This is a genomic window from Dyadobacter sandarakinus (assembly GCF_016894445.1).
Lineage (GTDB): Bacteria > Bacteroidota > Bacteroidia > Cytophagales > Spirosomataceae > Dyadobacter > Dyadobacter sandarakinus.
The window spans coordinates 2,086,751-2,106,932 of record NZ_CP056775.1; the positions used below are offsets into that span (position 1 = coordinate 2,086,751).

Annotated in this window: 15 protein-coding genes; 11 read left to right on the plus strand and 4 right to left on the minus strand. The window is 52.6% G+C overall.

Annotated elements, in window-relative coordinates; genetic code table 11:
- The first annotated feature begins 119 nt into the window (after nucleotides 1-119).
- The 10 genes from HWI92_RS08305 (at nucleotide 120) to HWI92_RS08350 (ending at nucleotide 13,381) form a co-directional block, all read left to right on the plus strand.
- Entirely contained in the window at nucleotides 120-2,600 is a 2,481-nt protein-coding gene (locus HWI92_RS08305) for a heavy metal translocating P-type ATPase (protein ID WP_204662633.1), read from the plus strand.
- 59 nt (nucleotides 2,601-2,659) lie between these two features.
- Nucleotides 2,660-2,815, plus strand: coding sequence for a cbb3-type cytochrome oxidase assembly protein CcoS (gene ccoS / locus HWI92_RS08310; protein WP_204662635.1), 156 nt, complete (start codon nucleotides 2,660-2,662; stop codon nucleotides 2,813-2,815).
- A gap of 38 nt (nucleotides 2,816-2,853) precedes the next feature.
- Nucleotides 2,854-5,001: a cytochrome-c oxidase, cbb3-type subunit I gene (gene ccoN / locus HWI92_RS08315; RefSeq protein WP_204662637.1), complete on the plus strand. Its 2,148-nt coding sequence runs from the start codon at nucleotides 2,854-2,856 to the stop codon at nucleotides 4,999-5,001.
- 866 nt (nucleotides 5,002-5,867) lie between these two features.
- A complete protein-coding gene (locus HWI92_RS08320; RefSeq protein WP_204662639.1) occupies nucleotides 5,868-6,887 on the plus strand; it encodes a cbb3-type cytochrome c oxidase N-terminal domain-containing protein in 1,020 nt (339 codons plus the stop codon).
- 21 nt (nucleotides 6,888-6,908) lie between these two features.
- A complete protein-coding gene (gene ccoG, locus HWI92_RS08325) occupies nucleotides 6,909-8,339 on the plus strand; it encodes a cytochrome c oxidase accessory protein CcoG (protein ID WP_229249138.1) in 1,431 nt (476 codons plus the stop codon).
- Nucleotides 8,340-8,352: 13 nt separating this feature from the next.
- Nucleotides 8,353-8,799: a FixH family protein gene (locus tag HWI92_RS08330; protein ID WP_204662641.1), complete on the plus strand. Its 447-nt coding sequence runs from the start codon at nucleotides 8,353-8,355 to the stop codon at nucleotides 8,797-8,799.
- A 4-nt stretch (nucleotides 8,800-8,803) separates the two neighbouring features.
- Nucleotides 8,804-9,505: a sulfite exporter TauE/SafE family protein gene (locus tag HWI92_RS08335; RefSeq protein WP_229249140.1), complete on the plus strand. Its 702-nt coding sequence runs from the start codon at nucleotides 8,804-8,806 to the stop codon at nucleotides 9,503-9,505.
- 95 nt (nucleotides 9,506-9,600) lie between these two features.
- Nucleotides 9,601-10,965 carry an oxygen-independent coproporphyrinogen III oxidase gene (hemN, locus tag HWI92_RS08340; protein WP_204662643.1) on the plus strand — a complete coding sequence of 455 codons (1,365 nt, stop codon included), beginning with the start codon at nucleotides 9,601-9,603 and terminating at the stop codon, nucleotides 10,963-10,965.
- A gap of 79 nt (nucleotides 10,966-11,044) precedes the next feature.
- Nucleotides 11,045-12,271: a PAS domain-containing sensor histidine kinase gene (locus HWI92_RS08345; RefSeq protein WP_229249148.1), complete on the plus strand. Its 1,227-nt coding sequence runs from the start codon at nucleotides 11,045-11,047 to the stop codon at nucleotides 12,269-12,271.
- Nucleotides 12,272-12,310: 39 nt separating this feature from the next.
- Nucleotides 12,311-13,381 carry a response regulator gene (locus tag HWI92_RS08350; RefSeq protein WP_204662647.1) on the plus strand — a complete coding sequence of 357 codons (1,071 nt, stop codon included), beginning with the start codon at nucleotides 12,311-12,313 and terminating at the stop codon, nucleotides 13,379-13,381.
- Here HWI92_RS08350 and HWI92_RS08355 read toward each other — a convergent pair.
- Both HWI92_RS08355 and HWI92_RS08360 read right to left on the minus strand, forming a co-directional pair.
- A complete protein-coding gene (locus HWI92_RS08355) occupies nucleotides 13,378-15,183 on the minus strand; it encodes a hypothetical protein (protein WP_204662650.1) in 1,806 nt (601 codons plus the stop codon). The two genes, HWI92_RS08350 and HWI92_RS08355, sit on opposite strands and share 4 nt — an antisense overlap.
- A 123-nt stretch (nucleotides 15,184-15,306) precedes the next feature.
- Nucleotides 15,307-15,774, minus strand: a complete 468-nt coding sequence (locus HWI92_RS08360) for a hypothetical protein (protein ID WP_204662653.1) — start codon at nucleotides 15,772-15,774, stop codon at nucleotides 15,307-15,309.
- A 166-nt stretch (nucleotides 15,775-15,940) separates the two neighbouring features.
- On the opposite strand from HWI92_RS08360, the gene HWI92_RS08365 reads away from it, so the two are divergent.
- On the plus strand, nucleotides 15,941-16,582 hold the full coding sequence (locus HWI92_RS08365) for an HAD family hydrolase (protein ID WP_204662655.1): 642 nt from the start codon (nucleotides 15,941-15,943) through the stop codon (nucleotides 16,580-16,582).
- A gap of 84 nt (nucleotides 16,583-16,666) precedes the next feature.
- Here the strand turns inward: HWI92_RS08365 and HWI92_RS08370 are convergent, their stop codons facing one another.
- Nucleotides 16,667-19,174: a M1 family metallopeptidase gene (locus tag HWI92_RS08370; RefSeq protein ID WP_204662657.1), complete on the minus strand. Its 2,508-nt coding sequence runs from the start codon at nucleotides 19,172-19,174 to the stop codon at nucleotides 16,667-16,669.
- A gap of 6 nt (nucleotides 19,175-19,180) precedes the next feature.
- The gene (locus HWI92_RS08375; protein WP_204662659.1) at nucleotides 19,181-20,152 is read right to left on the minus strand and encodes an esterase-like activity of phytase family protein; all 972 of its coding nucleotides are present in this window, start codon (nucleotides 20,150-20,152) and stop codon (nucleotides 19,181-19,183) included.
- Between the last annotated feature and the right edge of the window lie 30 nt (nucleotides 20,153-20,182).

The window sequence follows — 20,182 nt, forward strand, 5'->3', positions numbered from 1 at the left end:
TGCTTACGTGTAAGGTAAAAATTATTTTATACCTGACCAAAGTCATAACCCCAACTACCCCATGTCATGTCCCTCTCCTGCCGGTATCTCCAACTTTGATTTTCCAAACGCAAAGGATTATGGAACGCCCGGAACAACTGACAAAGTACGAAAAAGATGCGGCAGCTTCGATCCGTGCGTGCCACCATTGCGGGGAGCAATGCCGGGAGGACATTCTGCTGTATGATGGACATGCTTTCTGCTGTGAAGGATGCAGGACCGTTTTTGATATCTTACAGGAAAGCAACCTGTGCAGGTATTACGAGCTCGACGGTCCCAAAGGCCTGACGCCTGCTGAAACTTTCCCGGGGAAGTTCGACTACCTGGACCTGCCGGAAGTGGCGTCCCGCGTCATCGAATTCACCGACGGTAAACTCGCCCGCGTAAACTGGCTGCTACCGAAAATCCACTGCATTTCGTGCATCTGGCTCCTCGAAAACCTCAACCGGCTCCATCCTGCCGTCCGCAGTTCGGAAGTGAATTTCCCTGAGAAAAAGGTCAGCATTGTTTTTGAAATGCATCAACTGACGCTCAGCAACCTGGCGAGCCTGCTGACGTCCATCGGCTACGAGCCTTACTTGAGCCTCGACGACCTCGATACAAAGCAAAAAGATCCATGGCAGCGCACCCGCCTGTACAAGACCGGGATCGCAGGTTTTGCCTTTGGTAACATCATGATGCTGAGCTTTCCCGAGTACTTTCACCTCGGCACGGGCGGAGGCGATCAGCAACTCCGCAAGCTGTTTACCCTGCTTAATTTCGGCCTTAGCATTCCGGTACTTCTGTACTGTGCCTCCGATTTTTTCCGCTCGGCCTGCTCGGCCTGGCGGGGCAGGTACTTCAATATCGATGCTCCACTTGCCCTTGCATTATCCTCCGTGTATGCCGTAAGCATCTACCAGCTTGTGACCCAGTCCGGCCCGGGATACTTCGATTCCTTTGCGGGATCGGTGTTTTTCCTCCTGCTCGGCAGGTACTTTCAGGATAAAACCTACGCCGGTATTGCCTTCGACCGCGACTATAAGTCCTACTTTCCCGTAGCCGTAACCGTGGTCCGGGAAGATGGTACTGAGCGTCGTACCCCTGTGTCTGCTTTGCAGGAAAATGATGAAATTTTACTTCGCAACCGCGAGCTCGTACCTGCCGATGCCACCCTGCTGAGCCCCGCTGCTTCCATTGATTACAGCTTTGTATCGGGTGAGTCGGAAAAAGTTGAACGTACGGCGGGTGACGTCATTTATGCAGGCGGCCGGCACACGGGTACGGCTGTACGCATGAAAGTGCTGCGCAAGGTTTCCCAAAGTTACCTGACCCAGCTTTGGAACAATGAAGCATTTGCCGGTAATAAGGAGGAACAATCCGCTACCCTCGCCGCCCGCATCAACAGGTATTTTTCAGTCGCTGTGTTCCTCCTCGCTGTGACAGCATTCGGCATCTGGTTTTTTGTATTTCAAAAAACGGAAACTGCTTTTCTCGCATTTGCCACCACGTTGGTGGTAGCCTGCCCCTGCGGCCTGTTTCTGTCGGCTACTTTTACTTACGGCAACCTGCTGGCCATATTGGGCAAAAACAGGTTTTACTTTAAGAATGCGCATGCCGTAGACCGGCTCTCCCACATTGATACCGTCGTTTTTGATAAAACAGGCACCATTACGCAAACCGGAGAGGCAAGCGTAAACTTTAATGGTGTTGTACTTACACCGGAAAAACGTACCATCATCCGCACCATCATGGCCCAGTCCTCCCACCCGCTGAGCCGGCTAATCGTACAACATCTATCTGCGGATCCTGTAAGCCGGCGGGCGCTCGTCAGCTTTGAGGAAGTGGAGGGTAAAGGCATCCAGGCACAATGGGGAAGCACAAAGGTGAAGATAGGTTCAGCCGACTGGACGGGTGCAAACTTCACAGGGGAAGGCGCTTCCAGTCAGGTGTTTGTGGCTTTTGACGACGTTATTGCGGGTTTTTATGAAATCAAAAGCAGCTACCGCCCGGAACTTGAGTCCGCAGTGGCGGCCCTGCACCAGGCGGGCATCCGTACTTTCCTCCTGTCGGGCGACAAACCCGTGGATGTTCCTTTTCTGTCCCGGATTTTCAGAAGTAAAACCGTACTGCATTTCGGTCAGACACCGGCTCAGAAACTCGATTTTATCAAAGCACTGCAATCCGAAGGTAGCAATGTGATGATGGTGGGCGACGGCCTCAACGACGCCGGTGCATTGCGCCAGAGCAATGTGGGCATCGCGGTGAGCGAAGATGCCAACAACTTTTCACCCGCGTGTGATGCCATCTTGGAAGGTACCGAACTCACGCGGCTCCCTGCGTATGTGCGCCTGGCCAGGAATGGTCAGCGGATCATCCGCGCCAGCTTCTGCATATCGCTCCTGTATAATGCCGCAGGATTGTCTTTCGCCCTGGCAGGCCAGCTTTCACCCGTGATCGCCGCCATTCTGATGCCGGTCAGCTCGGTGACAATTGTTGCATTTACTACCGCAGCGAGCAGCCTCGCCGCACGCAGGCTGATAACTGACCAAGGTCATAAAAAAGCAGGTCGCAGGTCATGAAGCTGCCGCCCGTGCGCAGGTACTTTTGACAAATAAATCACAAACCAACTCACTGCATCATGGACGCGCTTTACCTGCTCATCGGGGCCAGCCTGCTTGTTGCCGGCGGCTTTCTCGGAGCCTTCATCTGGACAGTACGCAGGGGACACTACGACGACGACTTCACCCCTTCTGTCCGCATCCTGCTCGATGACGCCGGCACCCCTGAATCCTGAAATCCTCTAACCTGTCATTTACCAAATCTTTACACAATATGTCTAACGTTCCTCATCCCGACGTGGCAGCGGTGGAGCTCGACGAGTTCCGGTACGACAACCGGCTGGTGCGCGACTTTGCCATTGCTACCATCCTGTTCGGGCTCATCGGCATGCTGGCCGGCTTACTGGCAGCATTCCAGCTGGTATTTCCGGATCTCAACATGGATCTTCCGTATCTCACATTCAGCCGCATCCGTCCGCTGCATACCAATGCAGTGATCTTTGCATTCGTCGGAAACGGTTTTTTTACAGGTCTGTACTACTCGGTGCCCCGTGTACTCCGCACGCCGCTGTGGAGTGACCGGCTCGGACGCTTTCATTTCTGGGCGTGGCAGCTCATCATTGTCGGGGCGGCCATTACCCTGCCCATGGGGCTCACCACCTCCAAGGAATACGCCGAACTGGAATGGCCCTTTGATATCGCGATCGCCGTGGTTTGGGTATCGGCTTTGGTCAATATCGTGATGACTACCCTCAATCGGCGGACCGAGCACATCTATGCGGCGGTGTGGTTTTACATAGCGTCTTTTGTAACCGTTGCCATGCTGCATGTGGTCAACAGTGTTGAGCTTCCCATCTCGCTTTTCAAAAGCTACCCGGTGTATGCAGGAGTACAGGATGCCCTGGTGCAATGGTGGTATGGTCACAATGCGGTGGCTTTTTTCCTGACCACCCCCTACCTCGGGCTGATGTATTACTTTTTACCAAAAGCCGCCAACAGGCCTATCTATTCCTACCGGCTCTCCATTGTACACTTCTGGGCGCTCATCTTCATTTACATCTGGGCCGGACCGCACCACCTGCTGTATACCGCATTGCCCGAGTGGGCACAAACGCTCGGCACGGTCTTCTCCATCATGCTCATTGCACCGAGCTGGGGTGGCATGATGAACGGACTGATGACACTGCGGGGAGCCTGGGATAAAGTACGGGAAGATGTTGTACTGAAATTCCTGGTTGTAGCCATTACCGCTTATGGTATGGCCACGTTTGAAGGCCCCATGCTTTCACTCAAAAATGTGAATGCCATCGCCCACTACACCGACTGGATTGTAGCCCATGTGCACGTTGGCGCATTGGGGTGGAATGGTTTCCTGACCTTCGGGATCCTTTACTGGCTCTTTCCCCGCTTGTATAACCGAACATTATTTTCTCAAAAGGCTGCCAATTTCCACTTCTGGATCGGCACGCTGGGGATCATATTCTATACCGTGCCTATGTACTGGGCTGGCTGGGTGCAAAGCTCTATGTGGAAGGAGTTTACGCAGGAAGGTTTACTCAAATACCCTAATTTTCTTGAAACCGTCACCCAGCTTAAACCCTTGTATTTCCTCCGGGGCGTAGGTGGTACCCTCTACATTATTGGGTTTGCTGTGATGATTTACAACCTATGGATGACGGCCGCAAAAGGCCGGCTTGTAGCCACAGAATCCGCGCGTGCCATGCCGCTGAAAGCCATCTGGCATGCACCGGCCAATGAATACTGGCACCGCAGACTCATGGAGCGTAAGCCACTGACCCTTACGGTATTCTCGCTGGTAGCAGTAGCCATCGGCGGAATGATCGAGATGGTACCTACCTTCCTGATTAATTCCAATGTACCTACCATTGCAAGTGTAAAACCCTATACTCCCCTGGAACTGCAGGGCCGGGACATTTACACCCGTGAAGGCTGCTACGTGTGCCATACTCAGATGATCCGGCCATTCAGGTCCGAGATTGAGCGTTTTGGGGAATATTCCAAATCAGGCGAGTTCGTGTATGACCACCCGCATCAGTGGGGCTCCAAGCGCACCGGGCCCGATCTGCACCGCATTGGCAGCAAGTACCCTGACTCCTGGCATTACAACCACATGGAAGATCCCGCAAGCATGTCGCCAGGCTCCATCATGCCGCGGTACGGCTGGCTGCTCGAAAATGAGCTCGATACCACCAACACAAAAGCGAAGATCAAGGCTATGCAAACACTCGGGGTACCTTACGCCGAAGGCTATGAAAACATCGCCAACCAGGACCTGCAGAAACAGGCTCGCGAAATCCAGACCCGGCTGAAACAAAGCGGCATCAGAACATCCCAAAACAAAGAAATCATCGCCCTCATTGCCTATATGCAAAGGCTGGGGACGGATGTGAGGAATAAGTGAGGGAGTTGTTTAGTGAGTTAGTTAGTGAGTTAGCGAGTGAGTGAGGGTGTGAGTGAGTGAGTTTTGAATGACTGAATGACTGAATGACCGAATGATTATGTGGTTGAGTGGTTGAGTAGTTGTTCTCCCGTTCACACCTCCCCTTGTCACCCTGAGCGGACCGGGCCGCCGGGCGGTCGAAGGGCGGATGTGGTACCGAAGACGTTCGAAGGGAGAATTTACAACTACGCTGGCCGTAAGAGCGCCGTGGCGAGGGCACCCGCCCTTCGACTGCGCTCAGGGTGACAAAGGCGAAGGTAGTGTTAACCGCCCGACTTGGTTGATGCCGCATCTGCCCTTCGACCGCCCGGCGGCCCGGTACGCTCAGGGTGACAAAGGTGGGGTGGTGTTCACGGACGAACGTTGTGGCTGCCGCATCTACCCTTCGACCGCTCGGCGGCCCGGTCCGCTCAGGGTGACAAAGGTGGAGTGGTGTTCACGGACGAACGTTGTGGGTGCCGCATCTACCCTTCGACCGCCGCGGCGGCCCGGTCCGCTCAGGGTGACAAAAGTGGAGTGGTGTTCACGGACGAACGTTGTGGGTGCCGCATCTACCCTTCGACCGCCGCGGCGGCCCGGTCCGCTCAGGGTGACAAGGGAGTAGCAACACCTTTCAATCATTCAATCATTCAAAACTCAACCACTCAACCATTCGGTCATTCAGTCATTCAATCATTCAAAACTCACTCACTAACTCAATAACTCCCAATTCAATCATTCAGTCATTCAATCATTCAAAACTCACTCCCTCACTCCCTCACTAACTCACAACTCAATCACTCAATCATTCAATCATTCAGTCATTCAATCATTAACAACTCCACTCCATGAAATTCAAAACCTACCTCGAAACCATTGCGGGTGTTGAAATTTTTCCGCTGATATCATTGATTATCTTCTTTGCCTTCTTCCTTGGTTTGCTCGTCTACATCTTTGCGCTCGATAAGAAGGCTCTGCTGAATATGAAGAACCTGCCTTTGCAGGATGGCAGCATTGGTAAAACCCTTTTCATTCTTCTTCTCAGCGGCCTTATGCCGGCATTGGCGGAGGAAGAAGCCCCGGTAACCCGGGCAGTGAGCGGTACCGACCTGATTCTTTATGTGCTGCTGGCAGCACTTGGGCTGGTGATCATCCAGCTGGTTATCCTCCTCGTCAATGCGCTGGCTACCTACCGGAAATTCAGGGCACTTACCACGCCCGAGCCGTCCAGAGCAGTTTTCAGTGAATACTGGTGGAGAAAGTTCCGGGGCGTGGCGGTGCCTTTGCAGGATGAAAAAAGCATTGTCATTGAAGGGCATGACTACGACGGCATTACAGAACTCGACAACCGCATGCCGCCCTGGCTGCAGTTCCTGTTTCTGAGCACCATCGTGTTTGCAATCGCTTATGCGACCTACTACTTCAGCGGGCTGGGCGACATGCAGCTGGCCGAGCTGGACAAGGAAGTGGCACAGGCGGAGCTGGATAAAAAAAGCTACATGGAAAAAGTGGGCGCCAGTCTGGACGAGAGCAGCGTAACCCTGCTTACCGACAAGGCCGGTGTTGAAGCTGGCAAAGCCATTTTCCAGGAAAAATGTACTGCCTGCCATGGTGCCGAAGCTGGGGGCGGCGTAGGTCCCAACCTGACAGACCCCTACTGGCTGCACGGTTCCGGCATCCGCAACCTCTTCAAAGTCATCAAGTACGGAGTGCCCGAAAAAGGCATGATAGCCTGGGAGAAACAACTGTCCCCGGTGGATATTCAGAAAGTCGCCAGCTATGTACTTTCCATCCAGGGCACCAAACCTGCAAATGCCAAGGAGCCGCAGGGCGACATGGCTACCGAAAGTCCCGTAGCTGTAAAATAAAAAGATCAGAAAAGCACAAGGATGATGAGCGAATTTTCCGCTGCCGGCCGGGCGCAAACTCCTGACAAGGACGCTTTCCGCGATACCTTCAATGCCGTCAATGATACAGGCGGGCGTGTGTGGTTTTATCCCCAGCAACCTGCGGGCAAATGGCACCGGCGCAGGGCTGTGTTTGCGGCGTTTGCGCTCGGGCTCCTTTTTGCGGGTCCCTTTATCAAAGTTGGCGGGCAGCCCCTGCTCCTCTTCCAGGTGCTCGAACGCAAGTTCATCATTTTCGGCATTTTCATCGGGCCGCAGGATTATTGGCTGTTTGGGCTTGCCATGCTTTGCTTCATGGTGTTCATCGTGCTGTTCACTGCCGTATTCGGCCGCCTGTGGTGTGGCTGGGCCTGCCCGCAGACGGTGTTCATGGAAATGGTTTTCCGTAAAATCGAATACGCGATTGAAGGCAATCCGAGTGCCCGGAAACGCCTGGACAATGGTCCCTGGACCCGAGAGAAGATTGGAAAGAAAGCATTGAAATACACCACGTTTGCATTATTGTCATTTATCATTGCCAACCTGCTCCTCGCCTATATACTGGGAGCTGATGCCTTACTGCAGATTGTGCGGGAGCCGCTTGCCGATCATGCCGCATTGTTCGGCAGCCTGGCGTTTTTCTCGGCCGTATTCTGCTTTAACTTTTCATGGCTGCGCGACCAGGCTTGTACCGTGGTATGCCCGTACGGGAGGCTGCAGAGTGTGCTGCTCGACAAAAATTCCATCAGTGTCGCCTATGATCACGGCCGGGGTGAACCGAGGGAAAAATGGCGGAAAAATGTGACCCGGACATCCGGTGACTGCATTGACTGTCACCAGTGCGTAGCCGTATGTCCCACAGGCATCGACATCCGGAATGGTCTGCAGATGGAATGCGTCAACTGTACAGCCTGCATCGATGCCTGCGACCATATCATGGCCAAAACAGGTCAGCCCGCAGGTTTGATCCGGTACACTTCGGAAAATGCGATTGAGAAGAAAACCAACCAGCTTTTCACGCCTCGCATTGCCGGTTACCTGGCTGTCCTGATCTTATTATGGGGCGGATTTGCATATCTGATCGCCACCCGGGATCATACCCAGACCACCCTCTTCCGGGCACCGGGCACAGGGTACATGATTGATCCAGATGGAACCATCAGCAACCTTTATACCTTCAAGATTTTTAACAAAACCAACCAGGAACTCCGTCCGGAAATCAGGCTCGGTGAGGGCAACGGAAAACTCACCATCGTGGGCCAGTCCGCGCTATACCTTCCGCCAGCCGGGATGGCAGAGGGTTCATTGTTCATTACCATGCCGGCTTCTGCATTCAGCAGGCGCAAAAACACGGTCCACCTTTCGGTTTATGTAAATAAAAAGAAAACAGAAAGTTTCCGGACAACTTTCATTGCGCCGGAAGGTCCACTATAAAACAGCAGAAATCATGAAAATCAATTGGGGAACAGGCATTGCGGGTATGTACCTGAGCTTTGTTGTAATGATTGTGGTGCTCGTGAGCATGAGCGCCGCCGAAAAGATCGACCTGGCCACGGACAAGTACTATGAGGAAGAACTGCATTTTCAGGATCGTATTGACAAAGGCGAGCGCGCCAGGCTCCTGCCGCAGCCACTGAGCTGGCAGGTTACCAGAGAAAAATTAACAATAGCTTTCCCGGATCAGTTTGCCGGCTCGGTCATCCAGGGAAAGATCAGCCTGTACTGTCCTTCCGATAAGCACAATGACCGCAGCTTTGCGATTCAGGCCGAAAAAAGCAGGCAGGTTGTGGCGCTGGACCAGGTACCTGCCGGCCGCTACAAGTTGCAGATCGACTGGCAGGCCGGCGGTACCTCCTACTGGAATGAAGGAGTAATTACTCTCAGCAAAAAATAATCAGGTGGGGCCGGTACTTCCATATCTCGCGCTCAGCATGGGGATGATGAGCAGCCTGCATTGTGTAGGCATGTGCGGCCCCATTGCGCTTGCATTATCCGCCGGACCCGGGAGCAGGCGGCAGCAGCTGGCACGTATCAGCATTTACAATCTCGGACGGGCCAGCTCTTACGCCATCCTGGGCCTGGTGGCCGGCACGCTGGGAGCGTCGCTGGCCTGGGCAGGTACACTCCGGTTTTTGTCGGCCGGCGCGGGCATGTGCATGCTTGCCTACGTGCTCTGGCCTGCCTGGCTGAGCCACGGTTTACGGCTGCCTGTGTGGTGGACGCGCTGTATTTCAGGGGTGAAAAAACAAATGGGAGCGTACCTGCAAAAGCCCGGCCCGGCAGCCCGCTTCCTCCTGGGGCTGCTCAACGGACTTGTTCCCTGCGGCATGGTATACATGGCCCTGCTGAGCGCATTGTCTACCGGCAATGCATTTTCGGGCGGTATTTTCATGTTTTTGTTTGGACTTGGTACTATCCCAGCCATGCTGGCAGCCGGGCTGGTGCGGGAGCGGCTTTCACCGGTACTGCGCAGGCACGCCGGTAAGCTGACGCCCATACTGCTCCTGGTAGCCGGCAGCTTGCTGATCCTGCGCAGTGTTGCTACTGTACTTCCGGATGCCGTGGCACAGCATCCCGCCCTCATGACGATCTGCAGGTAAGCGGCCAAAGTAAGTTTCAGATATGACTTTCGTCATGTTTTGTAAATGGCGGCACCAGTAGTTTTGGTTGATTATCAAGCCAATCTTTCTACGTCATGGACAAGGACCTGCTGTTCAAATACAATATTCCCGGACCGCGCTATACAAGCTACCCTACTGTACCCTACTGGCAGAAAACCCCGCCGGATCCGCTGCGATGGACTGAGATGGTACGGGAAACGTTCCACATTTCCAATGCAGCCGAAGGGATCAGCGTATACATACACCTGCCATTCTGCGAAAGTCTGTGTACCTACTGCGGCTGCAATACGCGCATCACCACCAACCATGCCGTGGAGAGCCGGTACGTTCAGGCCGTACTTGCAGAGTGGAACATGTACCTTCAGCGTTTTGGTGGAGTAAAGCCGGTGATCCGCGAATTGCACCTCGGCGGCGGAACGCCCACCTTTTTCAGTCCTGAAAACCTGGCCGTGCTTGTCAACGGAATTTTGCAGCATGCCGAGGTACCCTCCCAGCATTCCTTCGGGTTTGAGGCGCATCCGGGCAATACCACCGGGGCGCATTTGCAAACACTATATGACCTGGGTTTTCGCCGGATCAGCATTGGCGTGCAGGATTTCAACCCCATTGTTCTGGCCCTGATCAATCGCCACCAGACCTATGAGCAGGTATGCGACCTAACCCGGCAGGCACGCGAAATCGGTTATACTTCTGTGAACTTTGATATTGTATATGGTTTGCCCCAGCAAAAAACCTGCTATATGATGCAGACCATGCTGCGGGTGATCCAGCTGCGGCCCGACCGCATTGCATTTTACAGCTATGCACACGTACCCTGGATCAAACCGGGTCAGCGGAGCTATACCGAAAATGACCTTCCCGATGCCGAAAAAAAGATGGCGATCTATGAAACCGGACGCAATGCGCTGGAACTCGCCGGGTACCACGATATTGGCATGGACCATTTCGCACGTTCCACTGACCCGCTTTACGAGGCACAGCAAACCGGTACGCTTCACCGCAACTTCATGGGCTACACCGAGCGGAGCACGCGGCTGCTGATCGGACTGGGCGCTTCCGCAATCAGCGATACATGGAGCGGGTTTTCCCAAAATGAAAAGAAAGTAGAAGACTATTACCGCCGCATTGCAGAAGGCATGCTGCCTGCATTCAGAGGACATGAGCTTACCGGTGAAGACCTCGTGCTGCGACGCCGTATTCTTCAGCTGATGACCCGGTTCGAAACAAGCTGGCGGAATACCGGCGAAACTTGCGACGGTCTGTATGCAGCCCTGGAACGGCTGTCGGAAATGGAGGAAGACGGGCTGTTGGAAATTACACCTTACTGCCTGAAAGTGACCGAAAAAGGCCGGCCTTTTGTCCGGAATGTGTGTATGGCATTTGACGCACGCTTGTGGAAAGACCTTCCCCAGACCACCCTTTTCAGCCAGACGATTTAACCGGTGCCTTGTTGCGCTGCTCACCTATGTCCTGTACCTTGGTATGTTTGATACAGATATTTTAATACATACGCAGGTGATGACACGGCATATTGAAATGCTCGACGCACTTTTCAAGCATGCGACGGAGGGTATTGTAGTGGTAAACAAGGCTGGCACCATTGTCATGCTGAACCCCAAGGCCAGGGAGCTTTTTGGCTACCGGGATACCGAGCTGATCGGCAGGAAAATAGAAACGCTTATTCCAGGCCGCTTTGCCGAACGCCACGTCAGCTACCGGGACCATTACCTGGAAGCACCCAGGGCTCGGGGCATGGGGCATGCTATGGACCTTTTTGCGCGCCGGCAGGATGGCAGCGAGTTTCCGGTAGAGGTTAGTCTGAGTCCTTTTAAGACCAGTGACGGCGAATTCGTGGTGAGTTTTGTCATTGATATTACTGAAAGAAAAAAACAGGAAAACCGCATTATTGAGGCCAACCTGGAAATTCAGAAGCTCAATGCCGAGCTGGAAGAGCGTGTCGCCCGCCGGACCCAGGAGCTGGCGCAGGCGATCAGGCGCGTGGAGCTGTCGCAGGAAGAGGTGATCCGGGCCTTACAGAAGGAGCGCGAGCTGAACCACATGAAAAGTCAGTTTGTAACCATTGCCTCGCACGAATTCCGTACACCGCTGGCAACCATCCTGTCGTCGGCCTCGCTGATCGGCCGGTACTCCCGGACGGAGGACGAAGAAAAACGGCAGAAGCACGTCCGTCGGATCAAAAGCACCGTCACCAACCTTACCGAGATCCTCAATGACTTTCTTTCCATCGGCAAGCTTGAAGAAGGCCGCGTACACAGTGTGCCGGTGCTGACGCACCTTCAGGAATTCTGCGAGGGCCTGATCGAAGAGATCAGGGGATTGTGCAAGGAGGGTCAGCAGCTGCATTTCGAGTACCTAGGAAATGCAGAAGTGTGGCTTGACAAGCAGCTTTTACGCAATGTGCTGTTCAATCTTTTATCCAATGCAATCAAGTACTCCCTGCCCGGCAAGCCCATTTTTTTACGGGTCAATGTGACGCCCGGATACGTCGGCATGGAGGTGCAGGACTATGGCATTGGTATTCCGGTTCAGGATCAGCAGCATGTTTTTGACCGCTTTTTTCGTGCCAACAATGCGGGTAACATTCAGGGTACCGGCCTCGGGCTCAACATTGTCCAGAACTATATCAGCCTGATGGGCGGAGAAGTAACCTTCACCAGTCAGGCAGGCAGCGGAACGGTTTTCAGGATCAATTTGCCCAATCATAATCCCCGGCCTGCTGCCTGATACAGGCCGGAACTAACCCAGTGCATTCAGTAAATTACCATGGCTTTGGAAAATAAAACCATTCTCCTCATTGAAGATAATCCCGAAATGCGGGAAAATACGGCCGAGATCCTTGAACTCGCTGACTACCGTGTAGTTACAGCCCAAAATGGCAAGGAAGGCGTACAACTCGCCCATCAGCACCAGCCCGACCTCATCATCTGCGACATTATGATGCCCGAGCTCGATGGGTACGGCGTGCTGCACATGCTGGGCAAAGATGAAAAAACCGCGCAGGTACCTTTTGTTTTCCTTACCGCGAAAGCCGAGAAGGACGACTATCGCAAAGGAATGTCCATGGGTGCCGACGATTACCTCACCAAGCCTTACGACGATGTGGAGCTGCTCCACGCCGTGGAGATGCGCCTCAAAAAAAGCGAGCGCCTCCGCAGGCAGTTTGATCGTTCCTCAGAGGGTTTTGACCAGTTTCTGCGGGAGGCAGGATCATTTGAGCTGATTGAAAAACTGGCAGAAAACAAGAAAATCCGCTCACTCCGTAAACGCGATACGATTTACACCGAGGGCAGCTTTCCGAGCAGCATTTTCTTTTTGCAAAAAGGAAAAGTGAAAGCGTACAAATCCAATGATCATGGCAAAGAGTACATCACGGATCTGTACAAGGAAGGCGACTTTTTCGGGTACCTGGACCTGCTTCAGGGAGAACCTTACCGCGAAACCGCGATTTGTCTGGAAAAGTCCGAAGTAGCCATCGTTCCGAAAGAAGACTTTTTCAGCCTGCTTCAGGGTAGCCGGGAAGTTTCGTCCAAATTCATCCAGATGCTTTCCAACGAGATCAAGGAGCGGGAGGACCGGCTGCTGCAACTGGCTTACAACTCGGTTCGCAAGCGCGTGGCGCAGGCACTCGTCATGCTGGTACAGCGCTACCAGGAAGATCGCTCCAAACCGTTTTCCATGGCTATCACGCGTGAAGACATTGCTTCCATGGTAGGCACGGCCACTGAAACGGTGATCCGGACCCTGTCCGACTTCAAGGATGAGCGCCTCGTAGACATGAAAGGAAGCCTGATCACCGTACTGGAATATGAAAAATTGGTAAAAATGCGAAATTAGAGCTTGTTGAGCTCTGATTCCGCATTTACAAGCTGAGTCTGCATTTGTAATCTTTCTTCTTCGTGTTGGAAATAAATGTCAGGAACAAGGTTCTGGTAGTAGCGGATACCATCCAGGAGCTGCTGCCTGAACCTTGCGAAATAAGCCTTCTTTTTGTCGGTCAACGCCTGGCGGTGGTGCTGCATTTCCTCTTTCAGATAATCAATGTAGAGGCGCAGCTCATTCACAAACATGTGCGGCCGCTCCACTTTTTCCAGCAGGTCCGTTTTTCCATAAATGTGGCCGGTCATTTCTTCAAGAGAATACGTTTTTGAAAACCAGGCCAGGTTGGGTCCGGGGCAAATGGCCACAGCCTGGTTTTCGCGCGGCCGCAGCAGGTGGTTCCTGATCAGGGCGGAAGTACCCAACCCTTCGCAAAGGCAGATCTTCTCGGACACGGCCCGTAACTGCTCTTGTAAGTCCGCCGGGCGCGGCTCGGTTTCCTGCAGCTGCCTCATTTTCAAAGCCTGGTATTGGCGTGAGGCGGTACAAATGGGCTCTTCCGTAAATTCCGTATTGGATACCAGGTAGCGCTTCTGGCATGGACTGCCGGGTCTGCCTTTGGCGATACGTTCGAGCCGCTGCTTTTCAGCGGAGCTTTTTCGGAAATTATTGAACAATATGCCCAGCGGTGAAGCATTGCTGAGGTAGTAATCGTCGTGGCTCGCCTCGGTCAGGCTCTTCAAGGTTTGTTCATCCACATTGGTAGCCTCGGGTACCAGCAGGAATGCGCTTCCCCAGCCGGTTCCGTCGAGACCATAGTGCTCCCGCAGAAACTGATCTTCATACACATTTCCAATACCCCCCTGTACCGTAATGCGGATTGCAGGCGTGTCCGTCACGACCCTGCCGCGGGCTGCCAGGGCAGTTTTCCACATGCCGAACAGCTCGGTGGTAAGTGCCTCGCGGTTCCGCCTGAACTCTTCCAGTACGGGTCCGAGCAGTAATCCCTCGGTTGCAAATGCATGTCCGCCGCAGTTCAGCCCCGACTCGATGCGGAACTCAGAAACCCACAATCCCTTTTTTGCCAGGAACCTGGCCTGGATGCTCGCCGAGCGGAAGTCACTGACTTTCAAAGTGATCTTCTTGAAAAAACAACCGTCAGCCTTTGGAAGAAACTCCGGAAAAGATTCGAGATAGCTGTACAGTTTCGGGTTCATGCCTGCCGAAAGTACAAGAGAGGCGCGAAGGGTACTTTTAGCAAATCCGCGCAGGGCTGCCAGCGCATCGCTGAACTCTTCGCTCAGCAGCTGCCCCGACGTGCCCCGGTTCATCTTATCGACTTTTGACATGATGTTCACATCAATCGCCCCAGGCTCCATGGCCTGCCTGATCCACTTTTTTTCGGCGTCCAGCATTGCAGGCTGATGATGGATGTGCAGGGTTTTGTATCGCTGTTTCAATGGTGCATCGTCCGGCAGCAGGTTAAAGTACCGGGCGAGGTCGTTGTTTTCGCCAAATGATTGCTGCCGAAGCTCGGCAAACTGCCTGGCTACGATCACATTGAGGAGATTGAGGTAAGCCGTGATCCGCTTGCTGCGAAAATCAGTTTCAGCATTGGGAATGGACGTAAAGGCCGTGCCGCTTTGAACGGCATGAAACTTACGCATGCGCTCGATCAGTTCGTCATCGACAATGGACACCGTAGAAGAAATTCCGTAACGTGCTACTTTGAGCGGTGTATCAATGGAATAACCCAGTCCAAGGACCGGAATATGAAAGGAATGCGGTGTTTGTGCTGCGGAGGTCGGAGTTGAATTCATAGTACCGTTTGTCTTTAATCAGTGGGCAGTAAAATTCCGCCCGGGAACACTGCAAATCCATGACGATGGTCAGCTTTGAATATGAAGCTCAGCCGGATTTACCTGATTAAAGAGAAAAACGGATCAGAAAACGCATGCAAGCGCTTTTTCCAGCAGGTTCCTGGAACGGGCATTGAGCTGATATACCTTTTTTTCTTCCGGAAAAAAGATCTCGATTTCGGTAGCACCCTTCATTTTAGCAAGCTCAGTAGTGGTGACGGGGCATGAAAGTGTGAATGAACGGTTGAAAAACGTACGGTCGGAAGTAGTCGTATACAATGAAAAGTTGCCCCCCGGCGACTTGAAGCGTACCTCGGTAAACATCGGGACGTGAAAGATGAGCTCTACGATTTCATTATGGTAGGTAAAGATCTTCTCTTCTCCGGTGCGTGACAAAGAGAGGTACTCTTCATTGCCGATCAGTGGTATGGTCTGGTACCGCATTTTGCGGTTATTGGACTTGCTGATTTTCTCCATGCATTGGGCGGAACACCTGTCCGTACCGGCCAGCAGCAGGCTCATGGCCAAGGTCAGCGTCAATATTTTCATCATTGGTTTCTTATGGCGTTATTGGAAAGCTACATCATCTTCAACGATACGTAACATATCTATACCGTTTGAGTAGCTAAAAATACAAATTCTTCCTTTTTTTCGGGTTGTCAGCAATCATCCTGCAACAAACTATATCTTTAAACCGGTAACCAAAAAACGATTTCAAATGCAGATCAGCGATCTTAAAATACTATTTTTCGACATTGGCGGCGTGTTGCTGAGCAATGGATGGGGACATGAGTCACGGCAGGAAGCGGCCCGTAAGTTCGGGCTGGACTATGAGGAGATGACGGCCCTGCACAACTTCATTTTCAATGTTTACGAGGTGGGCAGCATTACCCTGGACCAGTACCTGGATACGGTGATCTTCAATCATCCGCGTGACTTTGTCCGGGAAGATTTCAAAGAGTTCATGTATGCACAGTCCGTGGAGCTGCCGGATATGCTTGCGTGGCTCAAAGAATGGAAGAACGATTGTGGTTTCAGGATCATTTCGATCAATAATGAAGGTAAAGAGCTGAATGACTACCGCGTTCAGAAATTTAAGCTGCACACCTGTTTTGATGCATTTATATCATCCTGCGAGGTGAAAATGCGCAAGCCCGATCCACGCATTTTCGAGCTTGCGATGGGCATTGCACAGGCAACGCCCAGCCAGTGCGTGTACTTCGACGATCGGATCATGTTTGCGAATATGGCAAAAACCCTGGGCTTACGGGCTTACCACCACACAAGCTTTGAGGCCACCAGGGACATCCTCGAAGGTTTGAAACAGGAAAGATTTGAGCGGCTGAGCTCGCGCCGGTAGCGAATAACTCAAATGCGAAAGCAGACCACAGTTCCCGGTTTGCTTTCGCATTAAAAAAGTCCCCGGGTCACATTCATCATGATGTTATCGTGCCTTGTGCGCTTTCAGCATGGTCGCCCGGTTGAGCTGATCGGTGGCTTGTAAGACTTTGTTTTTGAGGAAATACGGATAATCCGGACGTTCTTTCAGGAAATCGGCTGCGATGCGGGCCGCCTCGGGCGAGGAGTGGCCGGAAAAAGTAACGTTCGTCCACCGCGTAGGAAAGAAAATGTCACCGGTAAGCTGGATTTCCTGCAACAGATCCAGGGACGGGCGCAGGTACTTTTCAGCAGAACGTGCCCGCAGCGGGTGATGCAGGTAACCCAGGGCTTCCAGTACCCAAGCTTCCTTTTCCCTGTTTTCTTCCTTTTTCAGTGATTCAAAAAACGCATCCCGCACCTTTTCATCCGGGCTGAGTGCCGGCATCACAAACTGCAATTTCTGGCGGCGATCAGGATTTTGGGTTTCAGCGAGCTGTTTTTTGAGAATTGTACTGCTTTTTGCGGGTGCTTTCAGGGCAAGCTCGCAGGCCAGCGCAATCTTGTCGTCTTCGGACAGGACCAGATCTTTCACCACCAGTTTTCCACTCCATAGGCTTTCCAGTTTGCCCAATCCCTGCTCCGACCTAACCACATTCCTGAACGAACGAAAGTAAGACGATTTGATTCCTTTGTCTTTAACCTGCACCAGCAATTTCCAGAGCAGCGCCTCCACTACTGCCTGCTGCTGCTGACGGCTATGCTCATCCAGGAAATTCCACCAGGTTGTCTGGAGATTGCCCAATAAGTAGTCGATCAGCAATGGATTTTCTTCTTTGGGCAGCATCATGAGTACATTCCCGAACAGCTTCTGCGGATCAGAACCATAATTGCGCAGCGTATTTTCCCAGATATTCACCAGCATCGCGCCCCGGAAAACAGGATCGGAGGCGAGGCTGTCGCCTGCCTCGTGATAGTGCCCCGCAAAATGATCCATACTCGCAGGATCCATTTTAAAAAAGCCATACGCAAGCCCGTCTGCATTGGGATAAATAATGCCGCCGGGAAGGGTTTTGACAAGGACAGGCTGCTCCCAGATCCTGGCTGCAACCGTATCCGCAGCCTGAACAGCAGCGAAATTGCCACCTTTGTGTTCCAGCTCATACACCGGCATGCCGCCGGTTTTTACCCAAACATTACTCCATTTTCTGATCTCCTGCGAAGACTTACCATCCATAATACGCACCAGGTCGTCCCAGGTAGCATTCCCGAACTGAAATGTCTTCAAGTATTCCCGCAGCTTATCACGCATGGCATCCTCTCCGATTTTCCTTTCGAGCTGGCGCATGACTATGGGGGCTTTCAGGTAAATGATAGTCCCATAAAGTGTCCCGGCATTTTTCAGGTTATCCAGTTTTTGTAAAATCGGGTTGGTGCCGGCAGTACGGTCGACCTCGTAGGCACCGGGATAATGGGCCAGCAGAAAGCGCAGTTCGTGATTGATCTCTGGAAATGCCGGGTGTACAATCTTGGCAGCCATAAAGTTGGCAAATACCTCTTTCAGCCAGACGTCATTGAACCAGTCCATCGTAACCAGATCGCCAAACCACATATGGGCCGACTCGTGAGCGATGACACTTGCCCGTGCCATTTTCCGGTTTACGGACGCATTCTCATCCAGGAAAAGGGCGGATTCGTTGTAGAAAATTGAACCCGGATGCTCCATTCCGCCGTATTGGAATGAAGGCAGAAGCACAAAGTCAAATTTACCAAACGGATAATCGATCGCTGTGTACGCTTCGAGCCAATCCAGTGACCGGGCATGCAATTGAAATACTTCCTGGCGGTTCCGGCTTACTTTGGCGGTATCTGTCTCGCGATAGTACATGGTCATTTCGCGCCGCCCGACCGTCTGTTTTGTCTTGAAAAATTTTCCTGCGGCAAATGCAAAGAGGTACGAACTGATCGGCTTTGTCTGCCCGAACGTATAAATGCTCCTTCCTCCCTCATCCTTTTTCTCCTGCAAAACCCCGTTCGATACGGCCTCCCATGCATCCGGTGTTTTCAAGGTAAGCTGGTATACTGCTTTGAGGTTGGGCTGGTCAAAAAGCGGGAAACAGGTAGATGCACGATCGGGCACAAAGAGCGTGTACAGGTAGTCGTCGCTCCGGTTGAGGGAAAGATCACCCGCTACAAATGCAATGCTGATCTCATTCCGGCCCTTTTTCAGGTTCTTCTGGTCGATAACAATATGCTCGTTTTCAAAGGTATAAGCCACCTGCTTCCCTCCTGCCTGCACACGCAGCACGGAGGCCGAGTCAGAATTGAAGTCGAGTACCAGGGGCGAGTCCACAGACTTCATCAGAAATGAAATGTTGATCGTCCCGCGGATGCGCTCCTTTTTCTGGCCGGGAATGTCAAGGGTAATCGCATACCGTACACTGTCCAGGGTTTCCCTGCGATGCTGATTGAGCTGGAACGATACACCTTTCTCCACGCTTTGAACAGGCTGCTTTTGGCAGGATATCAGGATTGCAGTGACATAAATGAGCAGCAGGGATACGTACTTGTGCATGGAAATTCAGTTTTCTTGCAATAAAATAAGCTGGGTTCGCTGTTTGTTGTCGAGCCCGGGATTGTCATCGGTAATCAGGAGCAGCTTGCGTTTGCCCCCGGCAGTGGGCCACCAGCACATGCCTTCCAGGTTGTCGGGGGCAAATGGCAGGTTTTTGAAATCAAATGCCGGCTTAGGCTCTTTTTTCAAATGTTGCTGTGCGGCATTCACCTCCCACAGCTTTGCCTTGATCCTGTTGGTGCCGCCCGGTCCGTTGTCGAAGCATCTTTCCAGGACAAGCAGCTTGTTCTCGCCGGCAGCTACGATTTCCGAAATGCCGCCCCGCTTTTCCTTGTCGCTGTTGGGACACCCGGACCGGTCGATCACGTAGCTGAAAAGCTGCGGGGCACTGTACCCGGAGGAGTTCCTGATGAATTTCCTGAAATGAATGGTATCCTGCCCTACCTCGGTCTCTCCGGCCCAGCCTGCTTCCGGCGCTACCCACACGTTTCCGCTATCGGTCACGGCCAGCGACTCTATCCCTTTATTATCGGCTGGTAGCGGAAGCGGGGGAATCAGGTAAACAGGATTGACCTGGAGAGGCGGGAAAGGTTCATAATAAGCCACATAGGTAGTAGTATCATTCGTCTCCTCACCAGGCTTGTACTCATTTTCTACGGCATACAGGAAGTTGCCCGATACCGGATCGTAACGCAATGCTTCATACCACAACCCGGTATGACGCTTTTTTGCCAAAGGAAGGCGGACCTTAAAATCGCGGATGCCTGTAATACTGTCGAAGATAAAGTATGCCCCGCGGTCACTCGCAAGATGCCACTGCTGGTTTGCCGCTACATACTCGATTGCAGAAATACCGTGGAGTTCGCCGGTGGGTTTCAGGGGAAGCAGCGCACTGTCTGCAAATGAGAAGCGAAGCGACTGGCAGTCTGCAAAACAGATTGGAAAAAGAAGAAGAATGATCAGGCGGGCAACTTTCATGGCATGCTCCGAAGCTAAAATGCAGCCTGA